Genomic DNA, 18,696 nt, shown 5'->3' with positions numbered 1-18,696 from the left:
GCTGGTTGCGCGGCACGCATGCCAGGTATTTACCTACTGGGAGTGGTGGGCGGAACGGTGACACGGGCGTCTAGTGGGAGGCGGCTGTCGGTGTGGGCGGGCGGCGCGAAACGCAGCGCCCCTGACGTGCTCCTGGTCGGAGTGCTCGGGGCGCTGGACCTGCTCGCGCTGTTCCTGGTGCCCGCGCAGCCCTGGCGGCTGGCTGCCGGCGCGCTGGCGGCCTACGGGGTGACCCTGCCGCTGCTGCTGCGCAGGCGCAGGCCGGTGGTGGTCTTCCTGATCGTGGGCGCGATGGTGCTGGCCAGGGCGGCGATCGGCGCGCCGGAGGCGACCGGGGTGATCCCGCTGTTCGTCGCCGCGCACGCGCTGGGCCGCTACGGCGCCCGGCGGCACCGGCCGTGGGTGGCCTGGGTGGTGGCCGGCTGGGGCGGCGCGCACGCGGTCGTGGTCAGCCTGATGTACACCGCGCAGATCCAGCTGGCGGACTGGCTGGTGGCGGCGCTGGCGGTGGGCCTGGCCTACCTGATCGGCAGCCATCAGCACCGCTTCGCCGCGCACGTGGGCTCGCTGCGCCGCAGCGTGCACCGGCAGCGCGAGCGGCGCACCCGCGAGGTGCGCTCGGCGGTGGGCGCCGAACGCGAGCGGATCGCGCTGGACCTGCACGACGTGGTGGGCAACCACCTCAGCGCGCTGTCGGTGCAGACGCACGTCTTCGAGGAGCTGCTGGCCAGGCGGGACCCGCAGGCGGTGCTCGCGGCCAACCAGATCCGCGAGTCCAGCAGGCAGGCGATGACCGAGATGGTCCGGCTGCAGAACCTGCTGCGCGGGATCGCGGACGCGCCGGAGGGGGCCGACTGCGGGCCGGAGGGGGTGACCCGGCTGGCCTCCGCGGTGCGCAACGCGGGCAACGACGTGGAGTTCTCGGTGGCCGAGCTGCCCCGCTCGATGAGCCGCGAGGTCGGCGCGGAGGGCTTCCTGGTGCTCCAGGAGGCGTTGACCAACGTGGTCAAGCACGCCTCGCCGACCAGGGTGAGCATCGAGGTGGGCGTGGACGCCGAGGCGGACGCGCTGCGGCTGCGGGTGGTCAACGAGCCGCCCAGGGCGGCCCGGCTGCCCTCGGTGCCGGGCAGCGGGCTCGGCCTGCTCAGCATGCAGGCCAGGGTGGCCAGGCTGGGCGGCGAGCTGAGCTCGGCGGCCGCGCCGGACGGCGGCTACGTGGTGGACGCGCGGATCCCGCTGCGGAGCGCCTCGTGACCATTCGCCTGCTGCTCGTCGACGACGACGCGGTGGTCAGGGCGGGGCTGTCCACCCTGCTCTCGCTGCGTGAGGACCTGGAAGTGGTGGGTGAGGCGGCCACCGGCGGCGCGGCGCTGGCCAGGGCGGCCGAGCTGTGCCCCGACGTGGTGCTGATGGACGTGCGGATGCCCGAGCTGGACGGTATCGCGGCCACCCGGCGGCTGCTCGGCGAGTGGACCGGGCCCGCGCCCCGGCCCAGGGTGCTGATGCTGACCACCTTCGACTCCGACTTCCACGTCTACTCCGCGCTGGCCGCCGGGGCGAGCGGGTTCCTGCGCAAGGACACCTCGCCGGATGAGCTGGCGCACGCGGTCCGGGTGGTCTCCCGGGGCGATGCGATGCTCTCGCCCGCGGTGACCCTGCGCCTGATCGAGCACACCGTGCACCGGATGGTGCAACCCGATCCGGCAGTCGCCAAGGGAATTGACCTGCTTGGTGAGCGGGAGATCGATGTGGTCAAGTTGGTGGCCACCGGCTGGTCCAATGCCGCGATTGCGGAAAAGCTGGACACCACCGAGTCCTCGGTCAAGAGCAGGGTGACCAGGGTGCTGGCCAAGCTGGACCTGGACAATCGTGTTCAGCTGGCCATCTTCGCATACCGGACCGGGCTGGTCTCGATTTCCCCCGAGTAGCAACGGATTGCGCGCGACTAAAGTTGCACGCCAGAACGAGTGCGCGACTTTCGTGGCGAAAAAGGTAGACCGCGTGGCCTATTGAGAAACATTTGCGGCGGGGTAGGGTTTATTTCTGGATCGAGGGGAAAAACCAGGAATAACTGGGGAGGTGTGCCGGCATGATTGAAGTCGAATATGAGAAGTATTGTTTCGTCGACCGCTACTTCTACGACTCGCCGGCCCACCGCACCGCCGCGGTCGAGCGGTACCCGCTGGTCAGCGCGCCGCTGCCGCCGCAGTGGCGGCGCAGCAGGCGGGAGTCCTGGGTGATGCTGCACCCCAGGGGCGTGGCTACGCCCGAGCAGGGCTGGAAGATCCACGTATCCGCGACCCCGGACGGCGCGGCCGAGGTGCTGGCGGCGGTGGCCGAGGACTGCCTGCTGCACCGGGTGCCGTTCAAGTTCCTGGACAGCAGGGCCGCGGTGCTCGCGCACAACGCCAAGTACGCCGCCCGTGGCTCCAGCGGCAAGTTCATCACGCTCTACCCGGCCGACGAGACCCAGCTGACCCGCCAGCTGCGCAGGCTCGGCCCCCGGCTGGCCGGGCGGCCCGGCCCGTACATCCTCAACGACCTGCGCTTCGGCGAGGGCCCGCTCTACGTGCGCTACGGCGCCTTCACCGAGCGGTACTGCCAGTCCGCGCGCGGCGAGCTGGTGCCGGCGCTGGCCGACCCCGAGGGCAACCTGGTGCCGGATGAGCGCGGCCCCCGGTTCAGCCCGCCGGACTGGGTGGCCATCCCGGAGGTGCTGCGACCGCACCTGGCCCGCCGCCGGGCCAGGGCCGCGCTGCCCTACCGGGTGCTGCGCCCGCTGCACTTCTCCAACGCGGGCGGGGTCTACCTGGCCGAGGAGCCCGAGACCGGGCGCACCGTGGTGCTCAAGGAGGCCCGTCCGCACGCCGGGCTGGACACCGACGGCCACGACGCGGTGCACCGGCTGGCCAACGAGCACGACATGCTCACCCTGCTGGCCGGCGCGCCCGGCGTGCCCGAGGTGCTGGGCCGGTTCCGCTGCTGGGAGCACGAGTTCCTCGCGCTCAGCCACGTCGAGGGCGTGCCGCTGGCCACCGAGCTGGTCCGCCGCTACCCGCTGGCCGGGGCGGCCGCGGACGAGGCCGAGGTGGCCGGGTACACCCGGTGGGCGCTGGAGGTCGTGGAGAAGGTCACCGCCGCGATGGCCGCGCTGCACGAGCGCGGCGTGGTCTTCGGCGACCTGCACCCGAACAACGTGATGGTCGGCCCGGACGGCCGGGTCACCCTGCTGGACTTCGAGCTGGCCGCACCGGTGGGCGCGGCGACCCGGCCGCCGCTGGGCGCGCCCGGCTACACCGCGCCGCCCGGCGTCGGCGGCTTCGACGTGGACCACTACGCGCTGGCCGCGCTCCGGCTCGCGCTGTTCCTGCCGCTGAACTCGTTGTGCGCCTTGGCGCCCGGCAAGGTCCGCTCGCTGTGCGCGGCGGTGCTGGCCCGGTTCCCGGTGCCGCCGGAGTACGTGCGGCCCATCCTCGACCGGCTCTGCGCGGGCTCGGTGCCGCCGCCGGTGGCGGACGCGGAGGCGGTGCCGCCGATGTTCCCGACCGGACCGGCCGACCTGGACCGGCTGCGCGAGCAGATCACCGCGGCGATCCTGGCCTCGGCCACCCCGCAGCGCAGCGACCGGCTCTTCCCCGGCGACATCGCCCAATTCGCCGAGGACGGGCTCGGCCTGGCGCACGGCGCGGCTGGGGTGCTGCACGCCTTGCACACCAGCGGTTGCGGGCGCTTCCCCGAGTTCGAGGACTGGCTGCTGCGCGCGCTGATCCGGCGCGGCGCGGGCCGGCCCGGCCTGTTCGCCGGACGGCACGGCATCGCGCTGGTGCTGGCCGAGTTCGGGCACACCGGGACCGCGCTGGAGCTCATCGAGCGGGCCGCCGCGAGCACCGAGGCCTGCGCGGGCGCCGACCTGTACGAGGGTCTCTCCGGCATCGGGCTGACCCTGCTGCACCTGGGGCGCACGGTCGGCCGGAGCTGGCTCACCGAATGGGGTCTCGACCTCGCCGACCGGGTGGCGGGCCGGGTGCTCGCCGGGGTGGAGGCGGTCCCGTTCGGACTGCCCGGGCTCAGCCGCGGCGGCGCGGGCGCGGCGCTGTTCCTCAGCCACGCGCACGCCGAGGGTGGCCCGGACCGGCTGCTGGACGCGGCGGGCACCGCACTGCACCGGGACCTCCAGCACGCCGAGCTGACCGCCGCCGGCGCGCTGCACGTGCGCGCGGGCCGCAAGCTGCTGCCCTACCTGGCCGCGGGCACCGCGGGGATCGCCATCGCCATGGCCGAGCTGCTGCGGCGGCGGCCGGACCCGGTGTTCCTCGGCGCGCTGCCCTCGGTGCGCAGGGCGCTGGAAGCCGAGTTCACCGTGCACAGCGGGCTGTTCACCGGCCGGGCCGGGCTGGTCTGCGCGCTCGCCGCGCTGCGCGGCCTGCCCGAGGTCGACGCAGGCCAGCTGGACGCCGCGCTGCACCGGCACGTCAGCAGGCTGGCCTGGCACGCGGTGCCGCACGGCGGCGGCCTGGCCTTCCCCGGCGACGCGCTGCTGCGGCTGTCCCACGATCTCGCCACCGGATCGGCGGGTGTGCTGCTCGCGCTGCACACCGTGGCCACCGGGGCGTTGCCCCTGTTCGGACGAGTGCGCGAGGGGAGGTGACAACCCGGATGGACGTTCTTGACCTGCAGGCCATCGAACCTGCCGAGGTCGACAGCCCTGCCGAGCTCGGCATGGGCCTGATCAGCACGCTGAGTCTGCTGATCTGCTGGTGATCCACCGCACACAGTGTGTGCCATCGGGGGATGCTCTCGCCGCGACCGGGAGCATCCCCCGACCCATGCCCAGGGCCGATCCGCGCCCGCATCGACATCTCGCACCCCGGGGCGTCCGCTTCGACCGGCTTGCGGGCCCGGCCCGCGCGACCCGCCCGACTCTCACTTCGCTGATCCACAGCGGCGCCGCCGCTGGACTTCCAGCGCCGTCCGTGCAGTGCCAGGGCCGCCGGTCGTCCGGCCCGGGGTGGCCGCCCTTCCGCGCAGGTCGGAGCCCCCTGATCAGCCCGGTGCCCGCCGCCGGGGGCCTGGGGCGAGGGGGCCGCGCGGGGCCGGTCGCGGGTTCACGGTTCTGCCGCCCGGCGGTGGGCTATTAGCCGACACACTTTGCACAGACTTGACGTCTTTTCCCGGAAAAGCGGGGAATTCGGTCGCCTGTTCAATAATAGAGTTCGTGTCGGTCGCAAGGGTGAGGGAAAGGTTTGCCCGGAGTTGACGTGGTGTGTGTCAGCGGGCCGCATTGCGCGCTCTCCGGGACACGGGAAACGGGTTGACTGGTCCGTTCGGCCGGGTGCTCACTGGGCTGTACGGCTTAGTCCTGGCGTGAACCGGACTAGGTAGGACGAGCCTGCCCCGCTGGTCCCGGTCTGCCTGTCCGGGCAGCCCAACGGGCCGGACGTCCGGTGATCGGGGCAGATCAGGGCGGGTATGGTGGTTCTCCGCAGACGCGGGTGGTGGACTGCCTCCATCGAGCGGTACCTCAGGCGGCGATCGAGTGCGGACGGTCGCGAAGCCCTCACGCCGGTACTTGCTTCAGGAAGTTTTATCTAGCCGGAAGAACGTCAGAAAGTTCTCATTGTCGAAACACGACGGTGCCCCGGTAATTTGAGTGGGTGTTCCGACCAATGCTGGAATTCGCGGCTCGGAACCGTGACCGGTGGCGGGTCACGAGGCACTGGGACTGCTGACCCGGGTGGGAACCCACAGTCAGCGGGCCGACACACAACGTGATCAAAAGTAACGCATTGAAACTCCGGTAGGCAATCGCCCGTGTCCGTACTCCGGGTACGGACACGGTCACGCCGGGGTAACCGGGCGAGGGGTGGGAGACCAGCGGTGGAACCTGTGGCAGCCAGGTTGGTGACAGCGAACTCCGTGCGATCCGCGGCAGAGGTCGAGCAGGACGCGCTGCGGGTGGCCGCGGCGCTGCGCGCACGTGGGCTGTGTCCAGGCAGCCGGGTGATGCTCAAGGCGGACAACTCGGCCGGGTACGTCACCGTGCTCCTGGCCCTGGTGCACCTGGACACCTCGATCGTGCTGGTGGACCACCGGCAGACGCCGGAGGAGACCGCGCGGATCACCGCCTTCGCCAGGGCGGGCTGGGCGCTGGTGCGCCCCGAGGTCAGCCAGGACCTGACGGTGCTCGACCCCGACCACGTGATCAGCCTGGACGGGTTGCTGGACGAGGCGCAGTCGATCCCCGCCCTCGGCGGCTCACTGTCCTTTGTGGACTGGTTCACCCGGCCGGACGCGCTGATCGCCTGGTCCTCGGGCACCACCGGCGAGCCCAAGGGCATCGTCCGCTCGGGCCGTTCCTTCCTGGGCAACATCGAGCGCACCCAGCAGCGGATGAGCTACACCGAGGCCGACGTGTTGATGCCGCTGCTGCCCTTCTCGCACCAGTACGGGCTCTCGCTCGTGCTGCTGTGGTGGGTGGCCCGCTGCTCGCTGATCGTGGCGCCGTACGCCCGCCTGGACCACGCGGTCGACATGGCCGGGCGCTACCGGGCGACCGTGGTGGACGCGACCCCCGCGACCTACCACACCATGCTGAAGCTGGTGGAGCGCAGGCCGGAGTCCGCGGCGAGCCTGCGGGACGTGCGGATGTGGTGCGTGGGCGGCGCGCCGCTGGACCGCGCGCTGGCGGAGAAGTTCATCGCGGCCACCGGCCAGCCCCTGCTGGACGGCTACGGCAGCACCGAGGTCGGCAACATCGCGCTGGCCGCCCCCGGCAACGCGGTCGGCTGCGGCCAGCCGCTGGACGGGGTCGTGGTGCGGATCCTGGACGAGGACGGCAACGCGGTCCCGCCGGGCGAGATCGGCGAGATCCTGGTCAGCTCGCCTGGCCAGCTCACCGGCTACCTGGCCGCGGACGGCTCGGTCACCGAGCACACCGAGGACGTCTACCGCACCAACGACATCGGCTACACCGACGCCGAGGGCAACCTCTACGTGGTGGGGCGCAAGTACGCGGTGCACCGGATGGGTCACACGCTCTACCCGGAAGCCCTGGCCCGCAAGGCCGAGGAGGCCGGAGCGCCGGTCAAGGTGGTCGCGCTGGACGACGAGCGCCGGGGCAGCCAGCTGGTGTTCGTGGTGGCCGACCCGGAACTGCGCGAGGCCCGCTACTGGCGGGAGAAGATCTGCGCGCTGCTGCCCTCCTACGAGCAGCCCAACCAGGTGCTGGTGGTGACCGAGTTCCCGTTGAACAACAACGGAAAGCCCGACCTGACCCGGCTCACCGACCTGGCCGCGGTGCCGCACCCGCAGCGGCTGGCCGCCCTGCGCGCGGTGGCCGAGTTCATCCGCAACGACCCGCAGCCGCTGATCGACGTGCTGACCGAGATCTCCAACCACAAGGCCGTGCTCGACGAGGTCGAGGCCGGGCTGAGCGCGCTGGAGGGCGCGCTCTCGGAGGTCTCGGCCTACCGCCCCGGCCGGGTGCCGAAGATGGCGGTCTTCATGTCCTCCAACGTGTTGTTCTACTCCTACGTGCTCTACACGCTGATCCCGTCGCTGTACACCGACGAGATCATCTTCCGGCCGTCCAGCCAGGTCACCGGCACCACCAAGCGGCTGCACGAGCTGCTCGCGCCGGTGCACAAGCTGGACAACATCGAGCTGACCACGTTGAGCCAGCGGCAGTTCGTCGAGGTGCCGGTGGCCGAGGCCGATGTGCTGGTGTTCACCGGCGCGTACCAGAACGCCGAGCTGGTCCGCGCCGAGCTGCGCGATGACCAGATGCTGCTGTTCTTCGGCCAGGGCGTGAACCCGTTCATCGTGACCGAGGGCGCGGACATCGACCTCGCGGTCACCGACGCGGTGCGCATCCGGATGCTCAACTCCGGCCAGGACTGCTTCGCCCCCGACGTGTTCCTGGTGCACGCCAACGAGGCGGACGCCTTCGTGGACCAGCTCACCAAACGGGTCTCCGAGCTGCGCTACGGCAGCTACACCGACCCCGGCGCGGACTACGGCCCGCTGTACTACGAGACCGCGATCGAGGCGGCCGCGGACTACCTGCGGCTCAACCGTGAGCACATCGTGGCCGGCGGGCGGCTGGACTTCCGGTCCCGGCACCTGGAGCCCGCGGTGCTGGTGCGGCCCTACAACAAGAAGATGCCGATCGAGGAGACCTTCGCCCCGATCTTCAACGTGGTCATCTACCAGAACACCCAGCAGCTGCGCGCCTTCGCCAACCACCCCACGGTCAACGAGCGGGCGATGGGGGCGATGGTCTACGGCGACGCGCCCGACGTGGTCGCGGCACTGGGCAAGCGGCACATCGTGTCGGTGAACCTGACCGTGCTGGACACCGACGACGGCAACAAGCCGTTCGGCGGGTACGGCGTGGCCGCGAACTACGTGGCGTACCAGGGGCAGCGGGTGGCCGAGCCGCTGCTGATCTCCAAGGCCGTCGCCGAGCACCTGCCGGCAGCCCGCAAGAACCGGATGGCCAACGCCTGACCGGCGGACACACGAGGTGGAGAAGAGCTGATGTCGGTAGAGGAGTTCAGGAAGCGGCGGCCCAGGGTCGTCGTCACCGGCTGGGGAGCCATCAGCCCGGTCGGCCTGACCGCGGAGGACACCTGGGCCGCGTTCATGGCCGGGCGCAGCGGGATCGCCCGGATCACCACCTTCGACGCCGAACCCTTCCCGACCCAGATCGCCGGTGAGGTCAAGGGTTTCGTCGCCGAGGACCACATGCCGCGCAAGCTCAGCAGGCGGATGGACCTGTTCGCCCAGTACGGGGTGGCCGCCTCGATCCAGGCGGTGGAGTCGGCCAAGCTGACCATCGACAGCGAGCTCGCGCCGCGCACCGGCGTGCTGCTGGGCACCGGCTACGGCGCGATGAAGTACATGCAGGACTCGGTGAAGCTGTTGCAGGAGAAGGGCGGCCGCGCGGTCGGCGCCTACCAGGCGATCACCGGCGCGCACGACTCGCCCACCGGTGAGGTCAGCCTGATGTTCGGCGCGGCAGGCCCGACGCTGGCGATCAGTGCGGCCTGCGCCACCGGCACCGACGCCATCGGCACCGCGACCAGGTGGATCCAGTACGGCGAGGCCGACGTGGTCATCGCCGGTGGCACCGAGATGAGCGTCACCCCGCTGGACATCGCCTCCAGCTCCAACGCCAGAGCGCTGTCCCGGCGCAACGACGACCCGGAGCGGGCCAGCAGGCCCTTCGACGCCGAGCGGGACGGCTTCATCATGGCCGCCGGCGCCGGGGTGGTCGTGCTGGAGTCGCTGGACCACGCGTTGCGCCGGGGCGCGCCGATCCTGGCCGAGGTGGCCGGCTACGCGGCGACCTCCGACGCGCACCACTGGACCGCCCCGCACCCGGAGGCGGCGGGCGCCGTGCGCGCGATGAGCAGGGCGCTGGCCGACGCGGGCATCACGCCGGAGCAGATCGACTACATCAACGCGCACGGCACCAGCACCGAGCTCAACGACAAGACCGAGACCTTCGCCATCCGGCAGGTCCTCGGCGAGCACGCCACCAAGATCCCGGTCAGCTCCACCAAGTCGATGACCGGGCACATGATCGGCGCGGCCGGCGCGGTCGAGCTGATCGCCTGCGGGTTCGCCATGCGCACCGGGATCGTGCCGCCCACGATGAACCTGCACCAGCCGTTGGACGCGGAGATGAACTTCGTGGCCAACGCGCCGCAGGAGCACGAGGTGCGGTACGCGATGAGCAACTCCTTCGGCTTCGGCGGGCACAACGCGGTGCTGGTCGCCAAGCGCTGGGACGGCTGATCGCCTCAGCAAGCCGGAAACGGCGCGTCCCCGGGCCTGCGGGGGACGCGCCGTTCCCGTTTCAGCAGGGGAGCGGGCTAGGTGGAGCTGATCAGGTCCCTGGTCTCGGCGCAGCCGCCGTCGGGGTCCACGGTCTGCAGCTGGCGCAGGGTGCGCACGAGCAGCAGCAGGCAGGGCGTGCCGATGGCCACCGCCAGCCCGGAGGGCAGCTCGACCCCGTCCAGCGCGACCCCGGCGGCCACCACCGCGACGAGGTAGGGCCAGCGCAGGCCGTGCCGCTGCCAGGACGCCCGCCAGGCGATGTTGCGGCTGGTGAGCAGGCCCATCGCGGCGCCGACGCCGAACATGGCGCTGAACAGCTCGGTGGGGGAGCCGACCGCCAGCAGGCCGAGCCCGCCGAGGCCGATCATCGACCCGATGACCAGCAGCGGGATGCCCAGCCAGGTCCGCACGGGAAGCCGCCAGCTCGCTGCACACAGCACGTGGTCAGTGTGCTGCTCGCAGTCACCGATAACAGCAGTCTGCGCTGGCAATGCGCCCGATGGTCCGGCCATTGCGCCCGGAGGTCGGTTTCTGGAGGTGAGCGGTCCCACGGCGAGAGCACCCCCGAAGACCTGGCATACTCACAGGTCGGAATAAGGCTCCGGTTCACCCCGTTGTACGGCTCGTGGGGACCCGGCGGCCCCTGAGAAAGGACACAACAGGTGAAGAGCGGTATCCACCCAGACTACGTGGTCACCCAGGTGAACTGCGGCTGTGGCAACACCTTCGAGACCCACAGCACCAAGAAGACCGGCCAGATCACGGTCGAGGTCTGCTCGAACTGCCACCCGTTCTACACGGGCAAGCAGAAGATCCTCGACACCGGCGGCCGGGTGGCGCGCTTCGAGGCCCGCTACGGCAAGCGCAACAAGTAGCCGACTTCACGGCGCCCATCCCATCGGGGTGGGCGCCGTTGTCGTGTCGGCTACCGCCAACGGAAGGACCGCCGTGGACACCGCCTCGCTGGACACCCTGCTCACCGAGTACACCGAGCTGGAGGGTCGGCTGGCCGATCCCGCGGTGCACGCCGACCAGGCGGTGGCGCGCAAGCTGGGCCGTCGCTACGCCGAGCTGACCCCGGTGGTGCGCACCCTGCGCGAGCTGGACCAGGCCCGCTCCGACCGGGAGGCCGCGCTGGAGCTGGCCGGTGAGGACGAGGCGTTCGCCGCCGAGGCCGCCACGCTGGCCGAGACCATCCCGGCGCTGGAGCGCAAGCTCACCGAGCTGCTGCTGCCGCGCGATCCGCACGACTCCGCCGACGTGGTGATGGAGATCAAGTCCGGCGAGGGCGGCGAGGAGTCCGCGCTGTTCGCGGGCGACCTGCTGCGGATGTACCTGCGCTACGCCGAGCGGCAGGGCTGGAAGACCGAGGTGCTCGACTCGGTGGAGTCCGACCTGGGCGGGTTCAAGGACGTCACCATGGTGGTCAAGAGCAAGGGCGGGGCCGAGCTGGACGGCGTGTGGGCCCGGCTGAAGTACGAGGCCGGGGTGCACCGGGTGCAGCGGGTGCCGGTGACCGAGTCCCAGGGCCGCGTGCACACCTCCGCGGCCGGGGTGCTGGTCTACCCCGAGCAGGAGGACGTCGAGGTCGAGATCGACGACAAGGACCTGCGGGTGGACGTCTTCCGCTCCTCCGGCCACGGCGGCCAGAGCGTGAACACCACCGACTCCGCGGTGCGCATCACCCACCTGCCCACCGGCATCGTGGTCTCCTGCCAGAACGAGCGCAGCCAGCTGCAGAACAAGGCCCGCGCGATGGCCGTGCTGCAGGCCAGGCTGGTCGCCCTGGCCGAGGAGGAGGCCGCCCGCAAGGCCTCCGCGGACCGGCGCAGCCAGGTCCGCACGGTGGACCGCTCCGAGCGGGTGCGCACCTACAACTACCCGGAGAACCGGATCTCCGACCACCGGGTCAACTACAAGGCCTACAACCTGGACCAGGTGCTCGACGGCGAGCTGGACGGGGTGCTGGACGCGCTCACGGCCGCGGACAAGGCGGAGCGCCTCGCCGCGGCCGGAGCCAACGCCTAGGGCGTCCAGCGCACCGCGTGGTCCTGCCGCCAGACCGGGCTGTTGGTCCCGGCGACCTCGCCGCGCTCGTTGATCGCCTTGGCGTGACCGGGCAGCTGGTCGCTGAGCTTGGGCAGCTCGGTCGCCGCGCCCGCGGCGTCCCAGCGGACCGCCCGGCCACTGGAGGCGCCCACCGCCACCCCGGCGTCGTTGATCGAGGAAGCGACGCTGTGGTCGGTGCCCGGCAGGTGCGGCAGCACGGTGACCCTGCCCCGCTCCCAGCGCACCGCCCCGCCCCCGCCGCCCGGCAGGTCGTAGGAGCCGACGATCACGCCGTGCCGGTTGACCGCGTGCGCCTCGCTGCGGGCCCAGCCGTCGAGCTGGGGCAGCCGGTGCACCGCGCCGCCGGCGTCCCAGAACACCGCGACGCCGTCGGAGTTGCCGACCACCACCGAGTCCTCCCCGAGCGCCCCGCTGGAGCCGACCGAGCTCTCCTGGTGACCGGGCAGCGGCGGCAGCACCCTGGGCGGGCGGCTGGAGCTCCAGCGCAGCGCCCTGGTCCGGTAGGTCTCCGGGTGGTCGCCGTTGCCCGCGACCACTCCCTTGTCATTGATCGACTTCGCCACGGTCTTGGTGTAGACCGCCGGGCTGGACAGCACGGTCGGCGCCGCGCCGGGACTCGCCCAGCGGACCGCCTGGTCGCCGGACTGGCCGACGACGACCCCGTTGCCGTTGATCGCCTCGGCGGTCGCCCAGCCGGCCGCGGTGGGCTGAAGCCTGACCGCGGCGCCGCCGTTCGGCCAGAACACCGCCTGGACCTGGCTGGGTGTGCTGGAAGCGCCGACCACCCCGGCCAGGCCGATGTCGTTGGCCCAGGACAGGTGGTTGCCGGGCAAGGTGCCCAGATCGGTGATGACGGGCGCGGCCTGGGCGGGCGAGCCGCCGAGCAGCAGAGCCCCGGTGATCGTGATGAGTGTGAGTGAATTACGCACGTTCGATGTCCCCTCCCCGGAACGAATGAACTTGCCGCCGAAGCTAGTGAGCGGCCCTCCGGAGAGCTGACTGCTGATCGGCGCAACGCGTCGATCAATCGAGTGATACCCGGTAGCCAGTAACCTCGCCCGTTGTGAACCGACAGCCGTTGCGCCTCGCGGTCATGGACGCCGAGCGGATCCTGACCCAGGCCGGGGTGGCCAGCCCGAGGGTGGACGCCGAACTGCTCGCCGCGCACGTGCTCGGCGTGGACCGGATGAAGCTCGGCCTGATCCCGCTGGTCGACCCGCCGGTGATCGAGGCGTTCCACCGGCTGGTCCGCAGGCGCGCGCAGCGGGTGCCGTTGCAGCACCTGACCGGCCGGGCCTGGCTGGGCCCGCTGGAGCTGGCGGTGGGCCCCGGCGTGTTCACGCCTCGGCCGGAGACCGAGCTGCTGCTGGAGTGGGGCCTGCGCGCGCTGGCCGGGGCGAGCAGGCCGGTGGTGGTGGACCTGTGCACCGGCTCCGGCGCGCTGGCCCTGGCGGTGGCGCACGAGCGGCCGGACGCGACAGTGCACGCGGTCGAGCGCGACCCGGCCGCGCTGACCTGGGCCCGGCGCAACGCCGACGCCCAGGCCGACCGGGGCGACACCAGGGTGCGGCTGCACGCGGGCGATGTGGCCGATCCCGGCCTGCTGGCCGAGCTGGACGGCACCGTCGACCTGGTGCTGTGCAACCCGCCGTACGTGCCGGAGGGCACCCCGGTGCCGCCGGAGGTGGCCGAGCACGACCCGCACGCGGCGGTCTTCGCCGAGGACGAGGGGCTGGCGGTGATCCGGCACGTGGTGCGCTGCGCGGCCCGGCTGCTGCGGCCCGGCGGCGGGCTCGCGGTGGAGCACGACGACACCCACGGCGAGGCCGCGGTCGCGCTGCTGTCCACGCGCCGGGTGCTGGCCGAGGTCACCGGGCACCTGGACCTGGCCGGCCGTCCGCGGTTCGTCACGGCCCGACGCACCCAGTAGCCCGGACGGCCTAGCTGAAACCGGCAAGCGGACGTGATCAACGCCACCAAGTGTCCGTTTTTTGCAACGCACTAGCCCGTTCCGGCAACTTGCTCACGAACGCGCCAACTTCGGGAGCAAGCAGCATGAGGTCACTAGCCCACTCCGACTATCTGGCCATGCGCCGTTTCGACGGCCTGGACGGGCTCCGCGCCATCGCCGCGGTGATGGTCGTCTTCTTCCACTACGGCGGACCGGACCGGTTGCAGGGCTGGATCGGGGTGCAGGTGTTCTTCGTGCTCTCCGGGTACCTGATCACCACCTTGATGCTGCGTGAGGAGAGCCGCACCGGGAAGGTCGCGCTCAAGGCGTTCTACCTGCGCCGGGTCTTCCGCATCCTGCCGGTGTACTTCCTGGTCCTGGCGGTCACCGCGATCATCACCCTGGTCGCGGGCACCTACGTCAGCTCCAACCTCGGCCCCGAGATGCCGCTGTACCTGACCTTCTTCAACGAGTTCGCCGGCGGCACCCCGTACGGCCACTCCTGGTCGCTGGGCGTGGAGCAGAAGTTCTACCTGCTGTGGCCGTTGCTGGCCTTCGCCTTCGGCGCGTTCAGCCTGCGCAAGCGACTGGGCATCACCGGCCTGCTGATCGCGCTCGCGGTGGTGGCCACCCCGTTCACCATCGCCCCGCTGGCCTCCGGCTGGCCCGCGCACTACATCTCGATCCTGCTGGGCTGCGTGGTGGCGCTGCTGATGCACCACAAGGCCGGCTACCGGTTCCTGCAGCCGCTGACCCACCCGGTGACCGCCATCGGCGTGGCCATCGCGGCGGTCGTGCTGCACAGCTTCCTCAAGCCGCTGGGCGACGCGCTCAACGGCCAGGCCGGCATCCCCGGCTTCGTCTGGGTGCTCTCGTTCTACCCGCTGGCCATCGCCCTGCTGCTGCCCGCGGTGGTCGCGCCGGGCCCGGTGCAGAAGCTGCTGTCCTGCCGCCCGATGGCCTACATCGGCGAGCGCTCGTACTCGCTGTACCTGGTGCAGTCCATCGCGGCCAGCATCGTCATCGGCCTCGGGTTCGGCCTGGAGGGCAGCTGGTTGGCCACCGCGGTCACTGTGGTCGCGCTGGCACTGGCCGCGGTGCTCTACCGCACGGTCGAGGTGCCGATGATCAACCTGGGCCGGCGGGTGATCGCGGGCAAGCCGAAGGCCGAACCGGAGGAGCAGCGTCCGGCGCTGACCCCGGTCTCGTAGGCTGCACGGTGTGAGCACCGTCTACGACTGTGGCCAAGCGGAGTCCCGCGAGGCCGGGCTGGCCGCCGCGGCCGGCGCGTTGCGCGCCGGTCAGCTCGTGGTCCTGCCGACCGACACCCTCTACGGCATCGGCTGCGACGCCTTCGACGCCAACGCCGTGCAGTCGCTGCTGGACGCCAAGGGCCGGGGCCGGGACATGCCGGTCCCGGTGCTGGTCGGCAGCTGGACGACCATCGACGGCCTGGTGCTCTCGGTGCCGCACCAGGCGCGGTCGCTGATCGAGGCGTTCTGGCCGGGCGGGCTGTCCATCGTGCTGCCGCACGCCTCCTCGCTGGCCTGGGACCTGGGCGACACCAGGGGCACGGTGATGCTGCGGATGCCGCTGCACCCGGTGGCCATCGAGCTGCTGCGCGAGGTCGGCCCGATGGCGGTCTCCAGCGCCAACCGGTCGGGGCACCCGCCGGCCACCACCGTCACCGAGGCCAGGGACCAGCTGGGCGAGCTGGTGCCGATCTACCTCGACGGCGGCCCGTGCGAGCAGGCGGTGGCCTCCACCATCGTCGACCTCACCGGCTCGGACCCGGTGGTGCTGCGCGAGGGCGCGGTCAAGCTCGCCGAGATCAGCCAGGTGCTGGGCTTCGACGTCCAGCTGGCCCAGTGATCATCGACCTGAGCCACCGGATCACCGACGGCCTGCGCACCTACCCCGGCATGGCCGCGCCGCGGATCAGCACCGAGGTCAGCTACGCCGAGACCGCCGCCCGGATGGCCCCCGGCGTCAGCTTCCGCATCGACCGGCTCGAGCTGGTCGGCAACACCGGCACCTACCTGGACACCCCGGCGCACTTCCACCCGGACGGCTACGACCTGGCCGGCCTGCCGCTGACCAGGGTGGTCGACGTGCCCGCGGTGGTGCTGGACGCCACCGGCGGCATCGGCCCCGACCTGCTCCGCGACGCCGGCGACCTGGCAGGCTGCGCGGTGCTGATCCACACCGGCTGGTCCCGGCACTGGGGCAGCGAGGACTACTTCCTCGGCCACCCGTTCCTGACCGCCGACCTGGTGGCCGGCCTGATCGCCGCCGACCCGGCCCTGGTCGGCATCGACTCGCTCAACATCGACGACAACACCGACCCGGCCCGCCCGGTCCACCACGGCCTGCTCGGCGCGGGCATCCCGATCATCGAGCACCTCACCGGCCTGGCCGCCCTGCCGGCCCGCGGCGCCCGGTTCACCGCTTTGCCCGCCCCGGTGGCGGGGATGGCCACGCTGCCGGTCCGCGCGGTCGCGGTCGTTCCGGACTAGCCGGTCGCCCGCGAGGTCCCGAACAGCTCGTCCAGGGTCACCGGCTGGAGTCCGCGCTGCTCGATCAGCGCCTGGATGCGGCCGAACTCGTGCACCGCGGTCGGGTAGTTGGCGTGCGCCAGGATGACCGAGCCGGGCTTGAGCCACTTCTCGACCTCGCCGTAGAGCACGTCGGGCGCGAGCTTGCCGGAGTCACCGAAGGACCCGTTCCACAGCACCATCCGGGTGTACCCGTGCTTGGCCGCGACCCGGTCCACCCTGGCGTCCCGGTTGCCGAAGGGCGGCCGCAGCCAGGGCCGCGCGGTCACGCCGAAGGTCTTCTCGATCCAGGCCTCGTTGCGCTCGATCTCCCGGCCGATCTCCTCGTCGGAGAGCTTGAGCAGGTTGGGATGGCTGTAGGTGTGGTTGCACAGCTGCACGGTGCCGGCCTGCTCCAGCCTGCGGATGCGGTCGGCGAACGGTTCCCAGTTGGCGTGGTACTGCCCGTTGGGACAGAAGGTCAGGTGCAGCCCCCGCTCCGCCAGCGCCACGTACCCGGCGACGCACTCCTTGCAGGTCCCGTCATCGATGGTGAGCGCGAACCGGTTCCCGGCGTCCGCGGGGCCCTTGCGGACCAGCTGGGGCTCGCCGGGGCGGGGCGGCGGGATGGGCGGCAGCGGGCGGGCGGCCGGGTCGGGTGCGCCGGAGGTCGTGGAGCTCGCGGACGGGGGCGGCTGCTCCACCCGGTCGGGGGTGCCGCAGGCGACCAGGGCGGCCGTGGCGATACCCAGGGCGAGCAGAGTTCTCCATCGTGCGTCCCTCACATGGGTTGAGACGCGCGTGCGAGTGTGCGGTTGTGCGGCAGGACGTGTTCCCCGCCACGCCGGCGAGCTCAGGCGTGCAACCTGACCGGGGCTTCCCGCGTCCCCTCTTCAGGTGCCGACCGGCCCTGCCCCTACGCTTGGCCTAGCTCCGGCCGTCGCATCTCGGGCGGGTAACGTTGGAGCGCAGCCAGCCACCCCGCACGCCACCGTCGCTCGGCTGGGAAGATCATCTCCCCGAAGGTCGTCCCCACCGCGCTCCCGATCCGCGAGGTTTGTCTCCGAAGTGGGCCCGATGCCTGCCATCGCAGCCGGACTCCCCGTCCGGGAGTACCTGCTCGTCTGCCTGGTCACCGCCGCGGTGACCTTCCTGCTCACCGGGCTCGTCCGGCTGCTGGCCCGCAAGGTCGGCGCGGTGGCCTACCCGAGGCAACGCGACGTGCACGCCAAACCCATGCCCAGGATGGGCGGGGTGGCCATGTACGGCGGGGTGCTGGCCGGGATGCTGCTCGCGCTGCACCTGCCCGCGCTGCGCCGGGCCTTCGACTACTCCTCCGACATCGTCGCGGTGGTGGTGGCCGGTGGGGTGATCGTGCTGGTCGGCGCGCTGGACGACCGGTTCGAGCTGGACTCGCTGACCAAGCTGGCCGGGCAGATCACCGCCTCCGGGCTGCTCGTGCTCTTCGGCGTCTCCTGGTTCTACTTCTGGGTGCCGTGGGAGGCCAACGGCGGCGGGGTGCTCTCGCTGGGGCCGGACCAGGGCGCGCTGCTGACCGTGTTCCTGTCCGTGACGATGATCAACGCGATGAACTTCGTGGACGGGCTGGACGGCCTCGCCGCCGGCATCGGCATGATCGCGGCCGCGGCCACCTGCGCCTTCTCCATCGGGCTGCTGGTCGAGCGGAACGGCGACGTGCAGGTCTACTCGCCCGCGCTGATCGGCGCGGTGCTGGCCGGGGCCTGCCTGGGCTTCCTGCCGCACAACTTCAACCCGTCCCGGATCTTCATGGGCGACTCCGGCTCGATGCTGATCGGCCTGATGCTGGCCGCGGCCAGCACCACCGCCTCCGGCAAGATGGACTACAGCGCCTACAAGGCCTCCGACCTGATCGCGATGCTGTCCCCGCTGGTCGTGGTGGCCGCGGTGCTGTTCGTGCCGCTGCTGGACCTGGTGATGGCCGTGGTCCGCCGGACGCGGGCCGGGCGCAGCCCGTTCTCGGCGGACAAGATGCACCTGCACCACCGGCTGCTGGAGATCGGCCACTCGCACCGGCGGGCGGTGCTGTTGATCTACTTGTGGGCCGCCGTGCTGGCCTTCGGCGCGGTCTCGCTGAGCCTGTTCGACATCTCCACGGTGGTCTGGGGCGTGAGCATCGGACTGCTGCTCGCCCTGCTCGCCTCCGCGGTGCCGAGGCTGCGGGACGCCCGTCGCGCGCGGTGATCGTCGGCTGGTCACCCTCATTCGGAAGAGTGCTGAGTCTGGCCGCGGAAATCACTGTCCGGCACCGTGATTTCC

General features: G+C 71.6%; 16 protein-coding genes. 13 read left to right on the top strand and 3 right to left on the bottom strand.

The genetic code is table 11. The features are described from left to right. Positions 1 to 126: 126 nt before the first annotated feature. From N8J89_RS35310 to fabF, 6 genes are all read left to right on the top strand, one after another. Positions 127 to 1,254, top strand: a complete 1,128-nt coding sequence (locus N8J89_RS35310; RefSeq protein ID WP_252484099.1) for a sensor histidine kinase — start codon at positions 127 to 129, stop codon at positions 1,252 to 1,254. Then, entirely contained in the window at positions 1,251 to 1,928 is a 678-nt protein-coding gene (locus tag N8J89_RS35305) for a response regulator transcription factor (protein WP_252484098.1), read from the top strand. Before N8J89_RS35310 ends, N8J89_RS35305 begins: the two co-directional genes overlap by 4 nt. Positions 1,929 to 2,089: 161 nt before the next feature. Further along, complete coding sequence (gene lanKC, locus N8J89_RS35300) at positions 2,090 to 4,648, top strand: class III lanthionine synthetase LanKC (protein ID WP_283661274.1); 2,559 nt, start codon at positions 2,090 to 2,092, stop codon at positions 4,646 to 4,648. An 8-nt stretch (positions 4,649 to 4,656) separates the two neighbouring features. Then, complete coding sequence (locus tag N8J89_RS35295) at positions 4,657 to 4,761, top strand: SapB/AmfS family lanthipeptide (RefSeq protein ID WP_283661273.1); 105 nt, start codon at positions 4,657 to 4,659, stop codon at positions 4,759 to 4,761. A gap of 1,155 nt (positions 4,762 to 5,916) precedes the next feature. Continuing rightward, positions 5,917 to 8,508 carry an aldehyde dehydrogenase family protein gene (locus N8J89_RS35290; RefSeq protein ID WP_283661272.1) on the top strand — a complete coding sequence of 864 codons (2,592 nt, stop codon included), beginning with the start codon at positions 5,917 to 5,919 and terminating at the stop codon, positions 8,506 to 8,508. 30 nt (positions 8,509 to 8,538) lie between these two features. Further along, positions 8,539 to 9,801 (top strand): beta-ketoacyl-ACP synthase II, encoded by a 1,263-nt coding sequence (fabF, locus tag N8J89_RS35285; RefSeq protein ID WP_283661271.1) that lies wholly within the window; start codon positions 8,539 to 8,541, stop codon positions 9,799 to 9,801. 77 nt (positions 9,802 to 9,878) lie between these two features. Here the strand turns inward: fabF and N8J89_RS35280 are convergent, their stop codons facing one another. Beyond that, entirely contained in the window at positions 9,879 to 10,283 is a 405-nt protein-coding gene (locus tag N8J89_RS35280) for a hypothetical protein (protein WP_283661270.1), read from the bottom strand. Between the two features lie 222 nt (positions 10,284 to 10,505). On the opposite strand from N8J89_RS35280, the gene rpmE reads away from it, so the two are divergent. Beyond that, on the top strand, positions 10,506 to 10,718 hold the full coding sequence (gene rpmE, locus N8J89_RS35275) for a 50S ribosomal protein L31 (RefSeq protein ID WP_252484092.1): 213 nt from the start codon (positions 10,506 to 10,508) through the stop codon (positions 10,716 to 10,718). Positions 10,719 to 10,791: 73 nt separating this feature from the next. After that, positions 10,792 to 11,871: a peptide chain release factor 1 gene (gene prfA, locus N8J89_RS35270; protein WP_283661269.1), complete on the top strand. Its 1,080-nt coding sequence runs from the start codon at positions 10,792 to 10,794 to the stop codon at positions 11,869 to 11,871. Here the strand turns inward: prfA and N8J89_RS35265 are convergent. Continuing rightward, positions 11,868 to 12,842, bottom strand: a complete 975-nt coding sequence (locus N8J89_RS35265) for a hypothetical protein (protein ID WP_283661268.1) — start codon at positions 12,840 to 12,842, stop codon at positions 11,868 to 11,870. The genes prfA and N8J89_RS35265 overlap by 4 nt on opposite strands. A gap of 134 nt (positions 12,843 to 12,976) precedes the next feature. Between N8J89_RS35265 and prmC the strand changes: the two genes are divergently transcribed. From prmC to N8J89_RS35245, 4 genes are all read left to right on the top strand, one after another. Then, positions 12,977 to 13,843 carry a peptide chain release factor N(5)-glutamine methyltransferase gene (gene prmC, locus N8J89_RS35260; RefSeq protein ID WP_283661267.1) on the top strand — a complete coding sequence of 289 codons (867 nt, stop codon included), beginning with the start codon at positions 12,977 to 12,979 and terminating at the stop codon, positions 13,841 to 13,843. A gap of 158 nt (positions 13,844 to 14,001) precedes the next feature. Further along, complete coding sequence (locus N8J89_RS35255) at positions 14,002 to 15,075, top strand: acyltransferase family protein (RefSeq protein ID WP_283661266.1); 1,074 nt, start codon at positions 14,002 to 14,004, stop codon at positions 15,073 to 15,075. 10 nt (positions 15,076 to 15,085) lie between these two features. Next, on the top strand, positions 15,086 to 15,736 hold the full coding sequence (locus N8J89_RS35250; RefSeq protein WP_283661265.1) for an L-threonylcarbamoyladenylate synthase: 651 nt from the start codon (positions 15,086 to 15,088) through the stop codon (positions 15,734 to 15,736). Then, a complete protein-coding gene (locus tag N8J89_RS35245; RefSeq protein ID WP_283661264.1) occupies positions 15,733 to 16,380 on the top strand; it encodes a cyclase family protein in 648 nt (215 codons plus the stop codon). The genes N8J89_RS35250 and N8J89_RS35245 overlap by 4 nt, the downstream gene beginning before the upstream one ends. Here the strand turns inward: N8J89_RS35245 and N8J89_RS35240 are convergent. Then, the gene (locus tag N8J89_RS35240) at positions 16,377 to 17,183 is read right to left on the bottom strand and encodes a polysaccharide deacetylase family protein (protein ID WP_283661263.1); all 807 of its coding nucleotides are present in this window, start codon (positions 17,181 to 17,183) and stop codon (positions 16,377 to 16,379) included. The two genes, N8J89_RS35245 and N8J89_RS35240, sit on opposite strands and share 4 nt — an antisense overlap. A 292-nt stretch (positions 17,184 to 17,475) precedes the next feature. Here N8J89_RS35240 and N8J89_RS35235 point away from each other — a divergent pair, with 292 nt between their 5' ends. Beyond that, on the top strand, positions 17,476 to 18,621 hold the full coding sequence (locus tag N8J89_RS35235; RefSeq protein WP_283661262.1) for a glycosyltransferase family 4 protein: 1,146 nt from the start codon (positions 17,476 to 17,478) through the stop codon (positions 18,619 to 18,621). Positions 18,622 to 18,696: the final 75 nt, after the last annotated feature.

Origin of the sequence: Crossiella sp. CA-258035, from assembly GCF_030064675.1 — a bacterium.
GTDB lineage: Bacteria > Actinomycetota > Actinomycetes > Mycobacteriales > Pseudonocardiaceae > Crossiella.
The sequence above is the reverse complement of the archived record's forward strand: the minus strand, read 5'-3'. Positions and strand labels throughout refer to the sequence as shown.

Coding starts and splice junctions, on each gene's coding strand:
- N8J89_RS35235 (WP_283661262.1), top strand. CDS start 17,476: ATGCCTGCCATCGCAGCCGGACTCCCCGTCCGGGAGTACCTGCTCGTC.
- N8J89_RS35255 (WP_283661266.1), top strand. CDS start 14,002: ATGCGCCGTTTCGACGGCCTGGACGGGCTCCGCGCCATCGCCGCGGTG.
- lanKC (WP_283661274.1), top strand. CDS start 2,090: ATGATTGAAGTCGAATATGAGAAGTATTGTTTCGTCGACCGCTACTTC.
- fabF (WP_283661271.1), top strand. CDS start 8,539: ATGTCGGTAGAGGAGTTCAGGAAGCGGCGGCCCAGGGTCGTCGTCACC.
- N8J89_RS35295 (WP_283661273.1), top strand. CDS start 4,657: ATGGACGTTCTTGACCTGCAGGCCATCGAACCTGCCGAGGTCGACAGC.